General features: G+C 60.9%; 18 protein-coding genes. 10 read left to right on the top strand and 8 right to left on the bottom strand.

Annotation, left to right across the window (positions count from 1 at the left end; all coding sequences use genetic code 11):
• Positions 1-46: 46 nt before the first annotated feature.
• The 3 genes from AC25BC_RS12850 to AC25BC_RS12840 all read right to left on the bottom strand — a co-directional run bounded on the left by AC25BC_RS12850 (position 47) and on the right by AC25BC_RS12840 (position 1,655).
• Positions 47-328, bottom strand: coding sequence for a hypothetical protein (locus AC25BC_RS12850; RefSeq protein WP_012758026.1), 282 nt, complete (start codon positions 326-328; stop codon positions 47-49).
• Between the two features lie 137 nt (positions 329-465).
• Positions 466-1,110 carry an NrsF family protein gene (locus tag AC25BC_RS12845; protein ID WP_012758025.1) on the bottom strand — a complete coding sequence of 215 codons (645 nt, stop codon included), beginning with the start codon at positions 1,108-1,110 and terminating at the stop codon, positions 466-468.
• On the bottom strand, positions 1,107-1,655 hold the full coding sequence (locus tag AC25BC_RS12840; protein WP_012758024.1) for a sigma-70 family RNA polymerase sigma factor: 549 nt from the start codon (positions 1,653-1,655) through the stop codon (positions 1,107-1,109). The genes AC25BC_RS12845 and AC25BC_RS12840 overlap by 4 nt, the downstream gene beginning before the upstream one ends.
• A 235-nt stretch (positions 1,656-1,890) precedes the next feature.
• Between AC25BC_RS12840 and AC25BC_RS12835 the strand changes: the two genes are divergently transcribed.
• From AC25BC_RS12835 to AC25BC_RS12825, 3 genes are all read left to right on the top strand, one after another.
• A complete protein-coding gene (locus tag AC25BC_RS12835) occupies positions 1,891-2,175 on the top strand; it encodes a pentapeptide MXKDX repeat protein (protein ID WP_012758023.1) in 285 nt (94 codons plus the stop codon).
• Positions 2,176-2,262: 87 nt separating this feature from the next.
• A complete protein-coding gene (locus tag AC25BC_RS12830; RefSeq protein WP_012758022.1) occupies positions 2,263-3,105 on the top strand; it encodes a cytochrome b/b6 domain-containing protein in 843 nt (280 codons plus the stop codon).
• The gene (locus AC25BC_RS12825; protein WP_012758021.1) at positions 3,102-3,878 is read left to right on the top strand and encodes a molybdopterin-binding protein; all 777 of its coding nucleotides are present in this window, start codon (positions 3,102-3,104) and stop codon (positions 3,876-3,878) included. The genes AC25BC_RS12830 and AC25BC_RS12825 overlap by 4 nt, the downstream gene beginning before the upstream one ends.
• 100 nt (positions 3,879-3,978) lie before the next feature.
• Here the strand turns inward: AC25BC_RS12825 and AC25BC_RS12820 are convergent, their stop codons facing one another.
• Positions 3,979-4,755, bottom strand: coding sequence for a dioxygenase family protein (locus tag AC25BC_RS12820; protein ID WP_012758020.1), 777 nt, complete (start codon positions 4,753-4,755; stop codon positions 3,979-3,981).
• Between the two features lie 343 nt (positions 4,756-5,098).
• Here AC25BC_RS12820 and AC25BC_RS12815 point away from each other — a divergent pair, with 343 nt between their 5' ends.
• Positions 5,099-6,679, top strand: a complete 1,581-nt coding sequence (locus AC25BC_RS12815; protein WP_012758019.1) for a Na+/H+ antiporter — start codon at positions 5,099-5,101, stop codon at positions 6,677-6,679.
• A gap of 85 nt (positions 6,680-6,764) precedes the next feature.
• Here the strand turns inward: AC25BC_RS12815 and AC25BC_RS12810 are convergent, their stop codons facing one another.
• On the bottom strand, positions 6,765-8,666 hold the full coding sequence (locus AC25BC_RS12810) for a potassium transporter Kup (RefSeq protein WP_113545934.1): 1,902 nt from the start codon (positions 8,664-8,666) through the stop codon (positions 6,765-6,767).
• A 342-nt stretch (positions 8,667-9,008) separates the two neighbouring features.
• Between AC25BC_RS12810 and tyrS the strand changes: the two genes are divergently transcribed.
• The 3 genes from tyrS (at position 9,009) to AC25BC_RS12795 (ending at position 12,663) form a co-directional block, all read left to right on the top strand.
• Complete coding sequence (tyrS, locus tag AC25BC_RS12805; protein ID WP_206642360.1) at positions 9,009-10,274, top strand: tyrosine--tRNA ligase; 1,266 nt, start codon at positions 9,009-9,011, stop codon at positions 10,272-10,274.
• A gap of 289 nt (positions 10,275-10,563) precedes the next feature.
• A complete protein-coding gene (locus tag AC25BC_RS12800) occupies positions 10,564-11,739 on the top strand; it encodes an MFS transporter (protein ID WP_113545948.1) in 1,176 nt (391 codons plus the stop codon).
• Between the two features lie 501 nt (positions 11,740-12,240).
• On the top strand, positions 12,241-12,663 hold the full coding sequence (locus AC25BC_RS12795; RefSeq protein ID WP_012758016.1) for a TIGR02594 family protein: 423 nt from the start codon (positions 12,241-12,243) through the stop codon (positions 12,661-12,663).
• 68 nt (positions 12,664-12,731) lie between these two features.
• On the opposite strand, the gene AC25BC_RS12790 is transcribed toward AC25BC_RS12795, so the two are convergent.
• Positions 12,732-13,517, bottom strand: coding sequence for a class I SAM-dependent methyltransferase (locus AC25BC_RS12790; RefSeq protein WP_113545932.1), 786 nt, complete (start codon positions 13,515-13,517; stop codon positions 12,732-12,734).
• Between the two features lie 154 nt (positions 13,518-13,671).
• Here AC25BC_RS12790 and AC25BC_RS12785 point away from each other — a divergent pair, with 154 nt between their 5' ends.
• Complete coding sequence (locus tag AC25BC_RS12785) at positions 13,672-14,148, top strand: GNAT family N-acetyltransferase (RefSeq protein WP_113545931.1); 477 nt, start codon at positions 13,672-13,674, stop codon at positions 14,146-14,148.
• Positions 14,149-14,262: 114 nt separating this feature from the next.
• Here the strand turns inward: AC25BC_RS12785 and AC25BC_RS12780 are convergent, their stop codons facing one another.
• Positions 14,263-14,583 (bottom strand): low molecular weight protein tyrosine phosphatase family protein, encoded by a 321-nt coding sequence (locus AC25BC_RS12780; protein ID WP_128438374.1) that lies wholly within the window; start codon positions 14,581-14,583, stop codon positions 14,263-14,265.
• A gap of 77 nt (positions 14,584-14,660) precedes the next feature.
• Complete coding sequence (locus AC25BC_RS12775; protein WP_113545929.1) at positions 14,661-16,064, bottom strand: pyridoxal phosphate-dependent decarboxylase family protein; 1,404 nt, start codon at positions 16,062-16,064, stop codon at positions 14,661-14,663.
• Between the two features lie 314 nt (positions 16,065-16,378).
• On the opposite strand from AC25BC_RS12775, the gene AC25BC_RS12770 reads away from it, so the two are divergent.
• The gene (locus tag AC25BC_RS12770) at positions 16,379-16,828 is read left to right on the top strand and encodes a hypothetical protein (protein ID WP_113545928.1); all 450 of its coding nucleotides are present in this window, start codon (positions 16,379-16,381) and stop codon (positions 16,826-16,828) included.
• Between the two features lie 135 nt (positions 16,829-16,963).
• Positions 16,964-17,470, top strand: coding sequence for a GNAT family N-acetyltransferase (locus AC25BC_RS12765; protein ID WP_113545927.1), 507 nt, complete (start codon positions 16,964-16,966; stop codon positions 17,468-17,470).

The raw sequence follows: 17,470 nt of genomic DNA, 5'->3' as shown, positions 1-17,470 counted from the left end.
CGGCTTGCATCATCGCTGCGGCAGTCCGCCCAGCCCTTGCGAAGTCTCATTGATCGCCGAGCAGGATACTAATGACGTCGACTTCGATTTCCGCGCAGATGATCTCGTATTCGGTGATGACTGCGGGATCGGCCGATCTATCCCGGCGCATGCGATCGAGGACGGTGCAGGCTTCGCCGTAGGCGCCGCACAATTCATAAAAATGGGGCTGGCTCGCCGCAACTGCTCTGATCGTTGCCCGCGTCGCAGGCAGCCTCATCATCAGCCTGGCCAGCCCCTGTTCCGCGGACTGCCGGGTGAGGTGGGCTACGCCTTCGTTCCTGACCATGCCGTCATTCCTTGCTGCGTGTGTTTTCCGATCCAAGGGGGTACGCAATACTCATCCCCCGACTAGTACGCAGGAATGCTGCATCTGGTTTCATGCCGGATGAAGGATTAGTGGCGCAGTGCCGCAAACAGCCGGTGCTACCAGCGCAGGAGGCGGGGGCCGAGCAGCGCGCCGATTGCGCCGGTCAAAAGGATGCCAAGCGAATACCAGAGGGTGACGAAGGGCAGGCCGTTTTCCGTGCAGAACCAGGAATAGACCCAGGCGCCGGATGCGCCGGCGGCAATGCCGGCGATGAAGCCTGCGATGCCGAGGTTGCTCGGGGCGCCGCCACGGAGAACCCAGGTATTTGCGATCAGGATCGGCATGGCAAAGGCAAAGATCAGCAGCGGGCAATGCAGGGCGGAGGAGCCAAGCACCAGCACGGGATAGCTTGCGGCCGGCGACAAAGCGAGCTGGACGGCCGCCATGACGGCGAGGGCGAGTATGATGGCCGCGGCAATCCCGAAAAAGCGCCCCTCCGAGCCATCCGGCCGGGACAGGCGGTAAACGGCTGCGAAGGCGGCGATTGCAAGCAGGGCATTGTAGGCGGACTTAATCCAGAAGACCGGCAGCATCAGCGCCTGCGCCATGTCGGTGCGAAGGCCGAGGACGATAAGCATCAGCAGCAGCGAGACTGCTAAGGCCGGCAGGATGGCGAGCGCGAAGCGGCGTTCGAGCGCATGTCTCGGCACCGGCTTCAGATCCCGGACAAGGCTGTCGATCACGTCCTCAGTCTCTCTCACATCCCACCTCGCAATCTTGCCGCCAGCGCCTTGATACCTCTGTGTACGCCAACCTTGACCGCCGATTCCGACTGTCCGGTGCGGCTTGCCGTATCGGCCACCGACTGCCCCTCGAGCTTGATCTGACGGATCAGTTCCTGCTGGTGCTGCGGCAGGCCGTTCAACAACCGTTCGACATCCATGCGCGCTGCAATCGCATCCTCCCTGAAGTCGTCTTCGATCTCCTCGTCCAATTCCATTTCCGCCTTGTACCGGCCGCCATGCTTTCGGTGGTGGTCGATCAGCTTGTAGCGGGCAATCGAGAAGAACCACGCGGTGAACGGCCGCTCCCTGTCATAGGTCGCCCGGCGCGAATGCAGCGCCAGCAACGTCTCCTGCACGAGATCTTCCGTGTCGGATTTCGCGGTAGTGCCGATCCGCCCGCCATAATAACCGACGAGCAGGGTTCGCAACGTCACGAGCAGACGCCGATAGGCTGCCTCGTCTCCGTCTAGGGAAAGAAGCATCAGCATCTTCAGTGCTTGTTCCGAATGGGCGCTCGTCATGTCGTCTGCAATATCATTCGGGTGGATGACGCTTTGGTTACAGGCGGGTTCAAAAAATCTTCCGGCGGCAATTCAAAGTGTACAGCGTCCTTTGCGCGTTTCGAAAAGACGCGCGGCGCTCTAGCGCTATCACATAAGCGTGAGGCTGTAACCGTCTTCGCAAGGGGATCGAATTCAGGACTGTGAGCCGTCGGCGGGTGCCGGCGGACATGTCAATCGATCCGAGGAGACCCTCATGACCAAGATCCTTTCCAGCCTTGCCGCCTGCAGCTTCGTCATCGGCCTGTCGCTTGCCGGTGCTGCCAGCGCCCAGAGCAGCGATGCCATGAAGAAAGACAGCATGAAGACCGACACGATGTCGAAGGATGCGATGTCCAAGGATGCAATGTCGAAGGACGCAATGAAGAAGGACACCATGGCGACCGGCAGCACCAAGGCCGACTGCATGCACAACGCCGGCATGGAGAAGGACACGATGAAGAAGGACACGATGACGAAGGCCTGCGACGCGATGAAGTAAGCTTTGGGCGCGGCCGCTGAAACTATTTGGCCGGCGGCCGCGTCCTTTTCTCGCGAAGACCTTTCATATCGATCCGGAGGAATTACCATGGCCACGACTGATGCCGGCATGGCGAGCGGAGGCACGCTCTTCTACCGCCATGGCCTGCTGGTGCGCCTGTCGCACTGGGTAAACGTGCTGTGCATGACGGTGCTGCTGTACAGCGGCCTGCAGATATTCAACGCCCATCCGGCGCTCTATTGGGGCCAGTACGGCGCCGACAACGATCCGTCCTTTATTTCCATGGAAGCGGAACAGGAAGGCGATGCGCTGAAGGGCGTGACGCGCATCGGCGGATTGAGCTTCGACACGACGGGCATACTCGGGGTTTCGAATGTCGACGGCGAGGCTGCGGTACGTGGTTTTCCGAACTGGCTGACCTTGCCGAGCTACCAGGATCTGGCATCGGGCCGGCGCTGGCATTTCTTCTTTGCCTGGCTGTTCGTCATCAACGGCTTCATCTATCTCGCCTATGGTTTTATCAGCCGGCATTTCCGCCGCGATCTGCTGCCGGCGGCCGTAGAACTGAAGCCTTCGCATCTCGGCCATGAGATCGTCAGTCACGCCCGGCTGCGCTTTCCCAAGGGGGCCGAGGCACGCCATTATAATACGCTGCAGAAACTCGCCTATGTCGCCGTGATCTTCGTTCTGCTGCCGCTGATGATCGGGACGGGGCTTACCATGTCGCCGGGCTTCAATGCGGTTGCGCCTTGGCTGCTCGATCTGTTCGGCGGCCGGCAATCGGCCCGCACGCTGCATTTCCTGACCGCTTTTTCGCTCGTCGCCTTCGTCGCCGTGCATGTGGCGATGGTGCTGGTTTCGGGTGTGTTCAACAATCTGCGCTCGATGATCACCGGTTACTACGATATCGAGCAGGGAGGAAAGTCATGAGCCGCATCATCACCAGGCGTCGCTTCCTGATCGGCGCGACCATGACGGCATCGGCGCTGGGGCTCGCCGGCTGCGATGCGCTCGTCGAAAGCGATCGGACGAAATCGGTGCTGAAGATCGCCGAAGGCTTCAGTATGAAGACGCAACGCTTCTTGCTCGGTGACGACGCGCTCGCCCGCGAATTCACGGAAGCCGATATCTCGCCGACCTTCCGGGCCAACGGCACGAGCATGCCAGATAATGCCCGCTATATCGACTGGATGAACCAGCGATTTTCAAGCTGGAAGCTCGAGGTCGGCGGGCTGGTCGACAGGCCGATGCAGCTGACGCTGGCGGATCTGAAAGCCCTGCCGGCCCGCACGCAGATCACGAGGCATGACTGCGTCGAAGGCTGGAGCGCGATCGGCAAATGGACCGGCGTGCCGCTCGGTGCGCTGCTTCAGACGGCGGGCCTCAAACCCGAAGCCCGCTACATCGTCTTCCACTGCGCCGACGAATATGAAAAGACGCTCGACGGCAGCGGCTGGTACTATGAAAGCATCGATCTCGTCGATGCGTTCCACCCCCAGACGATCCTTGCCCATACCATGAACGGCCGCGATCTCGAAGTCGCCCATGGCGCGCCGCTTCGGCTCCGGGTCGAGCGCCAACTCGGCTACAAGCAGGCAAAATACCTGACCGGCATCGAAGCCGTCGCCGATCTCGGCCAGCTCTACGGCGGCAATGGCGGCTTCTGGGAGGATCGCGGTTATGAATGGTATGCGGGCATATAGTCCCCGACCGATATGCCGACCTTGACGCTTTCCTCGTCTCGGGTTCCACGGCCGGAGAGGTCGTCGTGATCGAGGGTGTGGAACCTCGCCGCTGCCCCGCTCAGGTAGAGAGGCCGATGGTGATGGTAGCGGACAGCACGCCGCTATCGAGCTTTTCGAAATCGAAGATGTGGTCGGCCGCATCCTCCGGGATGAGGCCGTCCTCGTCGTTGCGCGTATCGCGGGCAGGGCGTCCAATATAGTCCGGATGCTCGCCATAGATGATATCGCTCAGCACATCATCGAAATAGATCTGGCTGACGAGAAGCTCCTTGCCCTCGACGAGGATGAGGCAGTGAACATGCGGCGTACGGCCCTTGTACCATCCGGGATAGGCCGTCAAAAAGCTTGCCTGCCCCTTGGCATCCGTCAGTTGGCGCCCGCGGAAGGCAAGCCCGCTGATGGCCTCGGCATCGCCAAGTGTACACATCTGCGCAGCCTCGCGGCCGGAATAGATGCCGCGGTGATCGGTATGCCAGATTTCGATATCGGCATTTTCGACCGGCCGGCAATCGGCTGCGTGGACGATCCGAACGGCCAACCGCAAAGGCAGCCCGGCCTTTCCGTCCGAGATGTCCTGACGAGCCGGGACATTGTTAACATGGCAGGGGCCAAGGGTCTGGGCGACGGTTACGACGCAATTCGGACGGCTGCGGAAGAGCGGCTCGGGCAGCTTTTCCAAGGTAACCGATTTCGTGCCGCCGCTCACGAAATCCGTTCCCTTCCAGTCGAATGTCCTGGCGGCAACAACGACATGCCGCCGTGGCCAGATCGCCACCGCAGCCACGGATGATGCGACAATGGCCGCACCTCCAAGTACAAGGGTTCGCCTCCTCATCTGTCTTCCTTTGCCTCAAGACGCAGGATTTAAGGAGGATGCGCGGAAAATTCCAATTAAATCCAGGCAATGATCGGCGCCAACGAGATCATCGGCATCAGATGCCCGCAGAGCCGTTAGCTGGGTTCGAAGTGGCCATTCCAGTTCGCGCAACGTATTGACGAGAAAGCGTATTCTGCCGATGTTAGCAAGTGGACGGTTGCTCAAAGGCGTCTCGTCGATTCAATCGCGCAAAGACTGCTGTAACGCGTTGAATTGCTGGATAATTTTGTCCTTGAATCGATTCCGCTTTGAAATATGCAGTAGGCATCCAAAATTCGTTTCCGAGCCGGGGCAGAGGCATATGGAACCAACACACTTGTTCGAGCTCGTCATCGCGATGTTTCTTGCGATCATCGCGCTGCATTATGCCGCCCACCGGCTCGGACTGCCGCCGTCCGTCGCGCTGCTGACCGGCGGCGCCTTGCTGGCGTTTGTGCCGGGGTTGCCGGCGATATCAGTCGATCCGGAGCTGGTGCTCGTCATCTTCCTGCCGCCGCTCCTCATGGACGGCGCTTGGGCCATCGCGCTGGCGCGGTTGCGGCGCCATATGATCGGCATCGCCTCGCTGGCCGTCGGCGCGGTGTTGTTCACCTGTGCGGTGGTGGCCGTCGTGGCCCATCTTATCTTTCCGTCGCTTCCCTGGGCCGCCTGCGCGGCCCTTGGCGCGATCGTTGCACCGCCGGACGCGGTCTCGGCGCGCGCCGTGCTCGAGCGCGTCAGGCTGCCGCGGCGGCTGCAGATTCTATTGGAAGGCGAGAGCCTGCTCAACGATGCGAGCGGCCTGGTTCTTTTCCGTTTTGCCGTTGCCGCCGTCGCAACCGGAGCCTTCAGCGCGGGGGAGGCGGTCGGCAGCTTCTTCGTGCTGGCGCTCGGCGGCGCCGTCGTCGGCGTCGTTGTGGGGACGGCATGGGTCAAGCTCGCCCGGCGTCTCGGCGACGAATATCTGATCATCGCAGCCACGGTGCTGCTTGCCTGGATTTCCTATCTGCTCGGAGAGTTGCTGCATGTTTCCGGCGTCATCGCCACCGTCACCACCGGCCTGATCGCGTCCTGGCACCAGCACACCGTATTTTCGGCCGCAACGCGCATGCGCGGCACGTCGTTCTGGACCGTGATGATCTTCCTGATGGAGGCTTCAGTCTTCACGTTGATCGGGTTGTCGCTGCGGGATGTCGTCGAACGCGGCGGCGGCTTAACCACCGTGATCGCGACGATGGGACTAGCGATGCTGGCGATCCTCCTCACGCTGGTGGTGGCGCGGTTTGCCTGGGTTTTCGCCTCCGATCTCATCATCAAGTTCTGTGCGGCCCTGGGGGTGACGCGAGCTCAGCCGCTCGGCGTCGGCGGCGCGACGGTTCTCAGCTGGGCAGGTGTGCGCGGCGTGATCACGCTCGCCCTGGCGCTCAGCCTGCCCGAGGGGTTCCCGGGCCGTGACTTCATCCTTGCCACATCCTTCGCCGTCATTCTCGGAACCGTGCTGGTGCAGGGCACGACATTGGGGCGGGTGATTGCCTGGGCGCGGCTGGCACCGGAGACGGAAAGAGCGCGCCTCACCATGAGCCAGGCCGAAGCCGCCATGGCACAGGTGCAACTCGGGATCGTCAAAAACCTGGCATATGACGCAAAGGGAACGCTCATCCACCCGCAATTGCTGGAGCGCTATCAGCGCAGGGCCACAGCGATCGTCGACTATGCCGAGAGAACGGAGCATTACGTACCGGTGCTCCATGCTCATTTCGACGTCGTTCTCGAAGCAGTTGCCACGGGACGCCGGGAGCTTATTCGCCTCCATCGCGCCGGCGACATCGACGACGAAACGTTAGACGAGCTGGAACGGGATCTCGATCTCGAGGAACTGAGCGCGATCTCGGCCAAGGCGTGAGGTTCAGCGCTTTGCGCCTTCGGCTTCATCGTCAACGCATTGCGATATCTAGGCTGATACCTGCGCGATCCTGATGTCGCCTACCCTAAATGGCGATTTGTTCGCCGAGTTCGACGACGCGGTTGGAGGGCAGGTTGAAATAGTCGGAAGGGTCAATCGCCAAGCCTTCCAGCGCCATGAATATGCGCTCCTGCCAGGCGGGCAACCCGGTGTTCGGCGTCCTGACGAGGTTCCGGCGGCCGAGATAGAAGGAGGTCCTCATGATCTCGAACTTGAAGCCGCCCTCCCGGCAAAGAGCCAATGCCCTGGTGACGTCAGGGTCGTCCATGAAGCCGAAGGTGATGTCGAGGCGGACGAAACGCGGCGAGAGTTGGCTGATCTTGATGCGGCGGCTGTCGGGAACATAAGGTTCGTCCTCGGTCCAGACGGTCAGGATGACGTTCTGTTCGTGGAGCACGTGGTTGTGCTTGAGATTGTGGAGCAGAACGTTCGGCGTCCGATCCGGGACGCTGGTCAGGAAGACTGCCGTTCCCGGAACGGTGACCGGCGAATGGTCCGACTTTCGCTCGATCGACCTGATGAAGGAATCGAGCGGGATCTCGTTGTTGGCCCGCAGTCTCTTCAGATAGGCCTGGCCTCGGGTCCATGTCCACATCAGGATCATGATCGCTAGCGCAAGGGCGACCGGAACCCAGCCGCCATCGTAGATCTTCAGCAGATTGGCCGCCAGGAACATGACTTCGATGGTGAAGAGCGGCAGCAGCCAGGCGGCGGCGAGCACGAGGGAGTAGCCCCAGACGACCCGAAGGAACTGGAAGACCAGCATGGTCGAGATGACCATGGTTCCCGTCACGGAGATGCCGTAGGCGGTCGCCAGCGACTCGGAGTCGCCGAAGGAAAAGATCAGCATCAGCACGCCGACCAGCAGGAGAAGATTGACGGCCGGCACGTAGATCTGGCCGGTGTTGGTCTCCGACGTGAACTTGATCCTGAGCCTCGGCAGGAAGCCGAGGTGAACCGCCGAGCGGGACAGCGAAAATGCACCTGTGATCACCGCCTGGCTGGCGATGATCGTTGCCATCGTCGCCAGGAGAACCATCGGCGGCAAGGCCCAGTCGGGATACATCAGAAAGAACGGGTTGCTCGCCGTTTCGGGATGGGCGAGAACCAGCGCGCCTTGCCCGAGGTAATTCAGCAGCAATGCGGGAAAGACAAGCACGAACCATGCCATTTGGATCGGGCGGCGTCCGAAATGCCCGAGATCGGCATAGAGTGCCTCAGCACCCGTCACCGTCAGAAAAACGGCGCCGAGCACGATGAGGCCGACGCTGCCGGCATGGGTGAGGAACAGGAATGCATTGGCCGGATTGAGCGCGGCCAGGATCCTCCAGTCGTCGCCGATATGGATCAGGCCGCCAGCCGCCATGGCTAGAAACCACAACACCGTGATCGGCCCGAAAAGCTTGGAAACGGCGGCCGTTCCCCTCGACTGGACGGCAAACAGAACGATCATGATTGCCGCCGATGCAAGCGGGACGTATTCGGCAAAGGCGGGTGTGATCAGTTTCAGGCCTTCGAGCGCCGACATGACCGACAAGGCAGGCGTGATCATCGCATCGCCGATGAAGAGGGCGGCGCCAATCAGGCCGGCGAAAAAGAGCACCGGCACGTTTCGTCCCATCTTCTTCATCAGGAGGGCGAGGAGCGAAAGCGCGCCGCCTTCGCCGTCATTGTCTGCCCTGAGAAGGAAGAGCACATATTTGAAGGTCACGATGATCGTCAGCGTCCAGACCATCAGCGAAATCAGACCGATGACCTCGGCCTCATGCACGCCATCGGCGGCAAACGGCCTCAGCGCCTCGCGAAAGGCATAAAGCGGGCTGGTGCCGATATCGCCATAGACGACGCCGACCGCGCCGATGACCAGTCCGACAAAGCCCTTCCCGCCGGCACCATCCCCCGTCTTATCCATATGCGTCGACGTCATGGTTCCCCGCTCATGCCACTTGCCTATGAGAACAAACATATGCCGCATTGCAGAACGGCAAGCAAATTGATGCGGGTGCGAATTTTTTGTGAGGGACAGATGCGGAGATGGGAGGGGCGTTGCGATCCGTTCAAATATCGCCAGTTCGCATCCCCTTGTGATTGCGCTGTCGCATGATAAAAAGAATACATGACCTGCGCCCTGAACCTTTCGAGCTTGTATTACACGCTGCTCCCATAGAGCGGCGCAAGGTCATATTCCTGACACTTGAGACGCCGCACGGTCGGCGGCACGTGTGTCAACAGATGGTCTCCGGCCTCATCGGCCCAAATGGAGACCCTCGTGATACTATCCCCCCAGCCCACCGGACCTAGATCCGACTTTCTTCGCACTTTGAGCGAGCGCGGCTTCCTGCATCAATGCACCGACTTGGCAGCACTAGACAGCTGGCTTTGTTCAGGGGCCGGCACGGCCTATAACGGCTTCGATCTTACCGCCGACAGCCTGCATGTCGGGCATCTCATTCCGATCATGATGCTGCGGTGGTTCCAGAAGACCGGTAACAAACCCATCGCTTTGCTCGGCGGCGCGACAAGCCGCCTGGGCGATCCGAGCTTCCGCGACACGTCGCGTCCCCTTCTCAATCAAGAGCAGATCACGAAAAACCTGATCGGCATCCGGCGTGTCTTCGAGCGGTTCCTCGCTTTCGGGGACAACCCGACCGATGCTGTCATGGTCAACAATTCCGACTGGTTGGGCGGGCTCAACTACCTCGATTTCCTGCGCGATATCGGGCCGCATTTTTCAGTCAACCGGATGCTCACATCGGAGAGTGTGCGCCAACGGTTGGAACGAGAGCAATCGCTGTCATTGCTGGAATTCAACTACATGGTCATGCAGGCCTACGACTTCCATATCCTCGCAGAAAGCTGCGGCTGCCTGCTTCAACTGGGTGGCTCCGACCAGTGGGGCAATATTGTCAGCGGCGTCGAATTTGGACGGCGGATCGGTGGACGCACTCTGTTTGGATTGACTGCCCCGCTGCTAACGACGACGTCGGGCGCGAAGATGGGCAAGAGCGTTTCAGGGGCGGTTTGGCTCAACGCCGATCGGCTGTCGCCCTATGAGTTCTGGCAATTTTGGAGAAACACCGGGGATACCGATGTGGGGCGTTTCCTCAGGCTGTTCACCGAGTTACCCTTAGGCGAAATTGCACGCCTCGAAGTGCTTCGGGATTCCGAGATCAACGAAGCGAAAAAGATCCTTGCCGACCAGATCACGAGGCTGTGCCACGGGCTCGATGCGGCAGTACCAGCTTCCGAAACTTCCCGGCGCATCTTCGAAGCGGGCGAGGTGCCGGCGGGTCTTCCGACGGTCAGGCTCCCGCATAGCCTTCGCGGTGCCTTTCCGCTCGTTGACGCCATGGTCGTTGCCGGGCTCGCCAAGTCGAAAAGCGAAGCACGCCGATTGATCGTCGGCGGCGGTGTGCGGGTGAATGGCCGCAGCGCAAACGATGAGGCAATGCGGCTTGTCGACGCCGACATCCAGAACGGCGTGATCCGGCTATCGGTCGGCAAGAAGCGACACGTCCTCCTTCAGCCGGTTTAGCGTGGTCTGTTCAATTCGGAGAGCGGGCAACCTCGAACCTCCTTGTCGCGCTCTCTGCGGGTGCCGTTGACAAGGTGGCCCTTCGGCCCGACTTATTTTGCAGCCTTCAATTGGAGCGGCTGCTCGGCATTGAATTGTGAAATCAGCGGCGGCGGCATCATGCTGACAGGGAATGTCAGCAGCGGTGGTCGATAATCCTGAGATCGCGGGTTTCTCAGCCAGTCGCCATTTCGTCGGAATGTCCGGTTATGCCGCCGATATCCCGCCCCAATCGGAGCAGAGTGCCGAGATGAAGCCGCACCACCGCATTTTCTTCATCCAGTTTGCCGTGGCCCTTTCCTTAGGCGCGTTTGTTTCGCGGCTGCCCGACCTTCAGCTCAAGTTCAGCTTGACCGAAGGGGAGCTTGGCCTTCTGCTCGCCGTCCTGTCCTCCGGGGTTCTCTGCGGATTGACATTCTCGGTGAGGTTGATCGAGAAGCTCGGTGCGCGCACCACCGCTTTCGTCACCGTCTTTGGTGCGGCGCTGTTTTTCGCGCTGATCCCCTGGATGCCTTCAGCTCTTCTGGCGGTGCCATTGTTCTTCATTGCCGGCGTTTTCACCGGAGCATTCGAGATCAACGCCAATATCGAAACCGATCGCCATGAGGCGCTGCTTGGCTACCGCATCATGAGCCGGGCTCACGGGATGTGGAGCCTCGGCTTCTGCATCACCGCCCTTGTTGCCGCCGGCATGCGGCAGGCTGCCGTCTCCATCGAACTGCATAGCTTCATCGTCCTGGTGACGGTCTTGATTGCCGGGTCGATCGTTTTCTCCGGGATCGAGAATGCGCCCCGGCGGCAGGACGCTCACCCCGGAGATACGCCGATCATCGCTTTTCCCACGATCGGACTGCTCCCGCTTTGCCTTGTCGCCGCAGCTCCGCTTCTTGCCGAAGGCGCAAGCGTCGATTGGTCGGCGATCTATATGCGCGACGTATTCGCGGTCGAACCCTTCGTCGGCGGGCTCGGCGTGACCATTTTCTCCTCGTTCATCGCCATCGGGCGGCTCGGCATGGACCCTGTCATCGACCGTTTCAATCCGCGGCCGGTCGCCATCACTCTCCTTGGGATCGCGGCCATCGGTGTTGTCATGGTTGCGACAGCGATACACCCTGCTATCGCGCTCGCAGGCTTTGGCCTGGCAGGTATCGGCTGCTCTTCAGTCTATCCGCTTGCCATCTCGGCTGCGGCCCGACGCACGGATCGACCCGCACCCGTCAACGTTGCAGCGCTCGGGCAGACGACGTTCCTTGTGTTTTTCGCCGGGCCGCCACTACTCGGTTTCGTTGCCGAACACTTCGGCATCCGCTTTTCGTACTGGGCGGTCGTCCCTGTTCTCGCCGCAGCACTGCTGGTCACCAGGGCACTTGCTGTTGATCCTGCACCGGTCACAGGCCAACCCGAACCGGCGCAACCACACGGTTGACCCGCCACGCCGGCCTGCGCTGTCGTAAGCTCGTTCACGTCCGCAACCGGAGGGGCAACCTCCGGCTTTCGCTGGTGAATTTGGCGAACTCAATGTATTTCCTATCGCGCCGAAGTATTATTGGCGGTTATCGGAAATATAGCTCGTATAGGTGAGGGGTTAATTCCGCGCGCTGTCGTCAACTCTTGGCGAATGGTTTTGCTGCTCAAGCATTGCGGACACAGTCCATCTCCTTTGAATGGACCTGGTTGCGATGGCGAGACTCCAGCCTTTCGGCCTAGCAAAACATATGTATTGCGGGGTTTGTGATGGCGGTCTCCGGCCGCAAGGGGAGGCTCGCCCACGGTGCTCTGCGCCTCGCTTCGGACAAATTTCCGCCGCCAAAATGCCAGTATTAGTTGTTTCTAAATCACGCCATAATTCGCATCTACGTTGCCGCGCCTGTTTTATTCTTCGCCACATTTCGGAATTTCAACATTATACAAACAATGGTGGGTAACTATGAAGGTTATTCTCGTCATCGTCCTCACGGCGCTTGCCGTGCCCTGTGAGGCGGACATGCTCGGCACGGCGTCCAAGTACAAGAGCATGCACGAACGCTCCATCTCCTTCCTCAGCATCAATCCGCGCAGGGTATCGTGGTGCGGGGCGTTCCTGGCCTTTGTCGCCAAGCGATCTTCGCGGCAACCGCCGCCCAACCCCAACATGGCGGCGTCCTGGAGGAAGTTCGGCAAGCCGGTCGGCGTCCGCTCCGCCAGGCGAGGGGATGTCGTGGTGATCCGCACCGGTCGGCGCTTTCATGTCAGCCTGTTCGATCACATCGACCAGCGCCGGCAGTACGTCTACCTGTTCGGCGGCAACCAATCCAATCGAGTCCAGCTGTCGCGCTATCGCGCCAGCTCGGTGGTCGCCGTGCGACGATGATGTTGGGTGAGAACCCGGGTGAGAACTCACCCTCCTTCCAAACCTCGGTGGCGGCGGGAAAACAGGCCTTACGCCTTGCGCGCCCTGATGTGGAGGAAGATCGGCGCGATGCGGGTATCGGCGACCATTGGCTCGGCGAGCGCCACCTCGACTGACGCCATCGGCTCGCCGAAAGCTTCGATCGTCAGCCCCGCTTCGACGATCATCGACACCCAGGTCGACAGCGTCCGGTGAAAACGCGGAACGGCGAACGGCGTCAGCGTCGCCCGTTCGGCCTCGGGGATGGAGGAAAAGATCCAGCGCTCGACCCGGCCGTCGCTTTCGTCGAAATAATCGGCGATCTCCACCGCGACGGGCTCGCCGGCCTGATTGCGGATATTGCGGCGCGTCGGCGGCACGAAACAGGGGTGCAGGATCGAAAACTGCAGGAAGCCGCCCGATTTCAGGACCCGGTGGATGCCTTTCAGCACCTCGCGCTGGTCGGCCATGTCCATCATCGACATGAAGGCGGTGACGAAATCGAAGCTCGCCTCCGGGAAATCGATGCCCTGGCCGTCGCCGAGCACGTAGTCGATGCCGAGCGGCGCTTCTGCCTCGCTCTCGCGGGCATAACGAATGAAGGTCGGGGCGATGTCGAGCCCGGTCATGCGGGCGCCGAGACGGGCGACGGCGCGGGTGTTGGAACCTTCGCCGCAGCCAAGGTCGAGCCCAGCAAGGCCTGCGACCGGCGGCAGCATCTTCAGAAAGGCCGGCGTGTTCAGCGCGTCGCGATATTTGTCATAGCCGGCGCGGCTATAGATCGTCCAGGTCTCAGCATTGCTCTCCCAATGGGCGGCGACATCATTGGCGTTCATCACTCTCCTCCTTGTCCGATCTGAACGGGCGGGGAGCTATAAGCGCAGCCTGTGGCAATGGGAAGACCGGTGGTCCACTGTAAGCGATTCACGCCTATGGATCATGATCAAGTTCGCGTGCACAATCATGCGATCGAGAGGATAGGGGGCTGCTGTGTCCGACGAAGTGATCATCCGCGAACTGGCTGGCCTCGATCAGATGATGACAATTTTCCCGCTGTACAGCCAGGTTAGTCGCCTGAGTGAGGCCGTGGTTTGCCAACGACTTTCAGCCATGTTTGCACAGAACAACTACCGCTGCATAGCAGCATACATCGACGAACGGATGGTGGGTGCGTCGGGTTTTTGGACTGGCACTCAGTTGTGGTGCGGCAAGTATGTCGAGGCGGACAATGTGGTGGTAGACAGCGCCCTGCGCAGTCAGGGCATCGGCGGCAAGATGATGGCGTGGATCGAGGCGGAGGCGGAGCGGACTGAATGCGCGGTGATCCGTATCGCCATGGTGCTGGGCAGGGAGCTTACGCATCAGTTCTACGCGAGAAACGGCTACTTCGACGACGGCCTGTTGATGGTGAAAGCCCTAAGTCGCGGTGCGGCTGAGTTTCCGGAATACGTCTCTCAACAAGTTTGACCATCGGCCCTCGCAGCTTGGCCGCAAGTTGCCACCATTAGAGCAACGCGGGCGGACGGAAGAATTGCACGCCTTCTTGTTTGGGGCGGCGATTTTAGGGTCGCATGACCGAGCTTAGAGATGCCGAGGCACCTTTGCCTTCAGCAACTGAACGAGCGCGGGGTCCATGAAATCGTAGTCATCAGGAATATGAAGGCAGATCAACCGCTTGTCATTGAGAGCTGACCGGTACTTGCCCTGGACTTTCGAACGATGAGCCTTCTCCATGACGAAGACGATATCGGCCCATTCGATCAGCTCGTTCGATAGCGGGTTTTCGGCATCGTTATTGGTGCCGGCCGAGGAGACTTCGATCTCCGGCCAGCCTGCGAAGACCTGTTCGGCCGTCGGGCTGCGAAGTTTGTTCTGACTGCAGACGAACAGGATGTTTTTCACGTTTCGATCTCTCTTGGAGTGAGCGAGGCCGGCGATAGCACAATTCCGTGCCGGGGCGAACCAAGGGAGTTGATGCGTCACCCCAGGCTCACACTCTTGAACGCGGCGATGATGCTTTGGGCGGCGAGTTGGGCCTCATCTGACGTCGTCTGGAAATTGGTGACGGAGAGGCGCAGCACGTCGCGGCCGCGCCATTTGGCGCCGCCGGCGAAGATGATGCCGTCCGCCTGAATCTTTTCGATCGTCTTTCGCGTCAGCGCGTCGCCTTCTTCAGAGGGCAGGTCGGGTCCGAAACGGATGACGAGCTGGTTCAGCGTTACCTCGTTCAGAATGGCGATGCCCGGTTTCTGCGACAGGAGATCGGCCACCAGCCGCGCTGAGGCGCAGCACTGGTCGATCAAGGCGGCGATGCCGTCGCGGCCGAGATGTTTCAGCATCGCCCAGGTGGCAAAGCCGCGCGCCCGTCTCGAAAGCTCGGGCACGTAGTGTGAGGGATCGCGTTCGCCTTCGCCGGCGAGCGGCAGGTAGCTCGCGGCGATCGTCATGGCGCGGCGATGGGCGAGCTCGTTGCGGACGATGGCATAGCCGCAATCATAGGGTGTCTGCAGCCACTTGTGGCCGTCGGTCGCCCAGCTGTCGGCCGCTTCGATGCCGCGGCTGAGGTGGTTGGTCTTCACGGATGCCTGCGCCCAGAGGCCAAAGGCGCCATCGATATGCACCCAGGCGCGCTTCGCCTTCAAGAGCGGGATGATGGCGGCGAAATCGTCGAAGGCGCCAGTATTGATCTGCCCCGCCTGGAGAACGGTGATGACGGGTCCAGAGACAGTATCGAGCGTGCCCGCCAGCGCGGCCGGGTCTATCCGTCCCATCGCGTCGGTGGGCAGGCGCAGCACGCGATCATGCCCGAGGCCGAGGAATTGCAACGCGGAGAAGACGGTCGTGTGGGCGTCATCGCCGATCAGCACGGTAATCTCAGGCGCCCCAAACAGGCCCTTTGCGTCGGCATCCCAGCCCACCTGGCGCAGCACCTCGCCGCGGGCGGCGGCAAGGCAGGTGAAGTTCGCCACCGTTGCGCCGGTGACGAAGCCGACCGAGCTTTCGGCCGGCAGCTTCAGGAGATCGAGAAGCCATCTCGCCGCGACGGTCTCGACGGCTGCCGCGGCCGGGGCGGCGGTATGGTTTCCGGCATTCTGGCCCCAGGCGCTGGTGAGGAAATCGGCCGCGACGCCGACCGGATGGGAGCCGCCGATGACCCAGCCGAAAAAGCGCGGTCCAGTGGTTGCATGCAGCCCGGGCTCGGCGCCGTCCGAGAGACGCCTGATGACATCAAGCATATCGGAACCTGCCGCCGGCAGCGGCTCTTCGAAACAGGCTAGCGAGGCTGCGTAGTCGTGGGTTGGCATATGGCGGGCGGGCGTTGCCTGCCGGAACGCGGCCGCAAGGCGGGCGGCTTCCTGAAACAGAGTTGCAATTGCCGTCATGCGGATCCCCCCTGCCGCCACCGATCCTGGAGGCCTCACCCTCGAAAGCAGGCTGCCGGCACACGCAATCTAGCCCATATCGCCGAGGCTGTCTTCGCCTGGCAGATCTCGGATCTGGGGTTCCGGGGCCTTCCCTGGGCTTGCCGAGACCTCAAGACAAATTGAGCATCGGGGAGGCGCTTCCTAAATATCTACAATAACTACCTTATCCCGTTCTGTGCATTTTTGAAATTTCGCGGCTCTTGTTGAAAATGATTGCCTTCGCTTCAAGTATCGTTCAATGATGCGGAAATATCATTTGCACCATTGTCAAGTTGGTGCTGCCAATCAGCGAGGGATATGCACTGAAATATTTCCTTCTCTACGCGCTGACGTGCACGTTGGTCGGGATAGTTCTTCTCTTCATCATCCGTGAAGTTGTACCGTTCACGATCGACAAGCCAACCGATCAATTGGTCGCCGGACCAACTGATGAGCCAGTTGCCGGAGCAACCGAGCAATCAGCGGCCGGACCAACCGGTGTGCCGTTGAACGCGGCAACCGGCAAGCCGGTGCCGGGGGCAACCGGCAAGCCGGTGCCGGGGGCAACCGGCAAGCCGGTGCCGGGGCCAAAAACCGATCAGTCCGCCGCCCAGCCAGCCGATCCCCTGGTCGTCCGATCCACCGGCCAGCCGGTCGACGGGCCAGCCCGTGAACCGGTGGTCGGGCCAACTGGCGAACCGGTCGTCCGGAAGGGCGGTCGGCTGGGGAGCCCGGCGCAGTGATCGGCGCTGAGATGATGGATTTCCGTTCGATTTCGTCACTTCGAGCATATGCTGAACTACGAAGCTTCCTGGCACCGGTTGCATCGGCTGAGGCCATCTGTATTGACAGTACCTCTCATCTTGCAGGAGGTCCCGATGGATGGAAGTGGCACGACGATCAGGCATGTCAGGGCAGACGAAGTGGAGGCTTTCCGGCGCATCCGTCTGGAAGCGCTTCGAACCGAACCGTCCCTCTTTGCAAGCCGCTACGAGGACTGGGAGGCTCTTTCTCTCGAGGAGTGGCGCAATCGCCTGAATGAGCCGGTTTTCATCGCCTTTCAGGGTGACGAACCCGTCGGCATAACCGGCCTGGTTCGACAGCGGTCGAGCAAGATGGCCCATCGCGCGACGATCATCATGGTTTACGTCAGAAGGAGCCTGCGCGGAACGGGCCTTGCCGGCAAGCTGCTCGGCGCGGTGGCCGATCGCGCGCGCGATACCGGCATCTTGCAACTGGAACTCTTCGTCAGCGCGGAGAACCCGGCGGCAATACGCTTCTATCAACGGGAAGGCTTCTCCGAGATCGGCAGGATTCCCGGCGGGGTTCTGGAGGAGGGCAGGGAGATCGACGACGTTATGATGGCTCGCCGTCTGGTCGGTTAG

The sequence above is a fragment of the Rhizobium sp. WSM409 genome (assembly GCF_057653825.1).
The sequence above is the reverse complement of the archived record's forward strand: the minus strand, read 5'-3'. Positions and strand labels throughout refer to the sequence as shown.

Coding starts and splice junctions, on each gene's coding strand:
- AC25BC_RS12850 (WP_012758026.1), bottom strand. CDS start 328: ATGGTCAGGAACGAAGGCGTAGCCCACCTCACCCGGCAGTCCGCGGAA.
- AC25BC_RS12840 (WP_012758024.1), bottom strand. CDS start 1,655: ATGACGAGCGCCCATTCGGAACAAGCACTGAAGATGCTGATGCTTCTT.
- AC25BC_RS12835 (WP_012758023.1), top strand. CDS start 1,891: ATGACCAAGATCCTTTCCAGCCTTGCCGCCTGCAGCTTCGTCATCGGC.
- AC25BC_RS12830 (WP_012758022.1), top strand. CDS start 2,263: ATGGCCACGACTGATGCCGGCATGGCGAGCGGAGGCACGCTCTTCTAC.
- AC25BC_RS12825 (WP_012758021.1), top strand. CDS start 3,102: ATGAGCCGCATCATCACCAGGCGTCGCTTCCTGATCGGCGCGACCATG.
- AC25BC_RS12820 (WP_012758020.1), bottom strand. CDS start 4,755: ATGAGGAGGCGAACCCTTGTACTTGGAGGTGCGGCCATTGTCGCATCA.
- AC25BC_RS12815 (WP_012758019.1), top strand. CDS start 5,099: ATGGAACCAACACACTTGTTCGAGCTCGTCATCGCGATGTTTCTTGCG.
- AC25BC_RS12810 (WP_113545934.1), bottom strand. CDS start 8,666: ATGACGTCGACGCATATGGATAAGACGGGGGATGGTGCCGGCGGGAAG.
- AC25BC_RS12800 (WP_113545948.1), top strand. CDS start 10,564: ATGAAGCCGCACCACCGCATTTTCTTCATCCAGTTTGCCGTGGCCCTT.
- AC25BC_RS12795 (WP_012758016.1), top strand. CDS start 12,241: ATGAAGGTTATTCTCGTCATCGTCCTCACGGCGCTTGCCGTGCCCTGT.
- AC25BC_RS12790 (WP_113545932.1), bottom strand. CDS start 13,517: ATGAACGCCAATGATGTCGCCGCCCATTGGGAGAGCAATGCTGAGACC.
- AC25BC_RS12775 (WP_113545929.1), bottom strand. CDS start 16,064: ATGACGGCAATTGCAACTCTGTTTCAGGAAGCCGCCCGCCTTGCGGCC.
- AC25BC_RS12765 (WP_113545927.1), top strand. CDS start 16,964: ATGGATGGAAGTGGCACGACGATCAGGCATGTCAGGGCAGACGAAGTG.